Consider the following 2,061-nt stretch of genomic DNA (forward strand, 5'->3'; position numbering starts at 1 on the left):
GCGTCGACCCGATGTGGGTGGCCACCCGGCACGAGGACATCCGTACCGTGATGAGTGACGCCCGGTTCACCATCGACGCCACGGCTGTCCCCGGCGCACCGGTGGCCCACCGCACCGAACAGACCTGGCAGGCCCGCGGTATGCGCCCGGGGTACGAGAAGTATCTGCACGCCGGGATCTTCGACGCGGACGGCGCCGACCACCACCGGCTGCGCGGCCTGGTCACCGCCGCGTTCTCGCGTAGGCGGGCCGCCACACTGCGTCCCAGGATCGAGACCATCGCCACCGGGCTGCTCGACCGGCTGCCGGACCATGCCGAGGACGGAATGGTCGACCTGATCGAGCACTTCGCCCGCCCCCTGCCCCGCTACGCCACCTGCGACACCACCCTCGGCAGCACACCGGTGCGCGCCGGGGAGGCGGGCCTGCCGATCGTCTCGGCGGCCAACCGTGACCCGGCCGCCTTCACCGACCCTGACCGTCTCGACATCACCCGCACCCGCCACAGCCGGGAGCACCACCTCGGATTCGGCCACGGCGCGCACCGCTGTCCGGGCGCGCACCTCGCCCACGAGGAGACCCGCATCGCCCTGACCGCGCTGCTCGACCGCGCCCCCGGGCTGCGGTTCGCCACCGCGCCGGAGCGGCTGCGGCGCGGGACCAACCCGGTCAACTGGCATCTGAAGGCCCTTCCCGTGCGGCTGTGAATCGGGCGCCGGGGCGCTGCGCCGGGTGCTGCGGCGGGGTGCGATGTTGTCGTCCCATGATCTCGTCATAGAACGGCGATCATGTTCCCGGCCCATGTTGGAGCCCATGACGCGAAAGCATCGGCGGCCGGCCCGGCGCGGTGTGCTCGCCCTCGGGGGCGGGCTTCTCCTCGGCGGCGGGCTCGCCCCCGCCCCGATGCCGGCGGCCCTTTTCCCCGGGAGGGAGCGGTCCGAGCGGCCGGCCCCGCCGTGCCGGAGGAACGGACCGTCCGGCGGCGGGCGACGCAGATCTCCGCCGCGCCCCCGCCGCCGGGCTGGATGACCGGCGTCGCCCGGAAGCCGATCGGCGTGAACTTCCGCCGGGGCGGACGGGAGCGGCAACGGGGTCTGATCCTGCATGTACAGGAGAGGGAGGGCTCGCTGTTCGAACGGTCCTCGGACCCGGCGACCCGCAGCTCGGCCCACTTCCGGGTGTCCCGGGCGGGGGAGATCGAGCAGTATGTGTCGGTCCACGACCGGGCCTGGACACAGCCGCGGGCAACGCGGGCCGGGTGTCGGTCGAGACATCCGGTTTTGCCGCCGCACCGCTCACCCCGGCGCAGATCGAGGCCGTCGCACGGGTCTACGCCTGGGGTGCCCGCGTCCACGGCTGGCCCCTGGAGGTGACGGACTCCCCGAAGGGCCGGGGCTGGGCGCCCATGCCATGGGCGGGGGCGCGTGGGGCGGGCACGCGTGTCCCGGGACGGTACGGGCGGGGCGGCACGAGGCCGTGCTGCGCCGCGTACGGCGGTCGCTGCGGAGCTGACGGCTCCGGCCTGCCCGGGGCCCGGGCGGCGGGCGGGAAGTACGGCCCGGGAGCACCCTGACGTCTCATCACATGACTCAGCTCACAGGCGATGCCCCGCGTGTCCCGGCCCCCTCGACGAGCATGCTGGGGGCATGCACATAGGAATGGCACTGCCGCAGTACGGAACCCACGCCCGGCCCGAGCTGATCGCGGGCTTCGCCCGGGACGCGGAGGACGCCGGCTTCGACGCGCTCTGGGTGGGCGACCGCGCACTGACCCCGGTCGCCCCGAGCGACGTCTACCCCGGTTACAGCCCTGAGAACCCGTACCCGCCCGGGTTCACCACCTTCCTCGACCCCGTGACCGTTCTGACAGTCGCCGCGACCGCCACCGAGCGCGTACGGCTGGGTACCAGCACCCTGACCGCGCCCTGGTACCCGCCTCTGCTGCTCGCCCGGTCCCTCGCCTCGCTCGACCGGATCAGCGGCGGCCGGCTCGTCGCCGGGCTGGGCATCGGCTGGATGCGCGACGAGTACACAGCCGTCAACGCCGACTTCACCCGGCGCG

Annotated in this window: 2 protein-coding genes; both read left to right on the plus strand. The window is 74.0% G+C overall.

Annotation, left to right across the window (positions count from 1 at the left end; translation table 11 throughout):
* Nucleotides 1-707, plus strand: a 707-nt coding sequence (locus tag FF041_RS36875) for a cytochrome P450 (protein WP_153527096.1), incomplete at its 5' end; no start/stop codon positions are given.
* Nucleotides 708-1,646: 939 nt separating this feature from the next.
* Nucleotides 1,647-2,061 (plus strand): LLM class flavin-dependent oxidoreductase (locus FF041_RS36880; protein ID WP_153527098.1); only part of this gene is annotated, 415 nt, incomplete at its 3' end.

This window comes from Streptomyces jumonjinensis, from assembly GCF_009600885.1.
Classification (GTDB): domain Bacteria; phylum Actinomycetota; class Actinomycetes; order Streptomycetales; family Streptomycetaceae; genus Streptomyces; species Streptomyces jumonjinensis.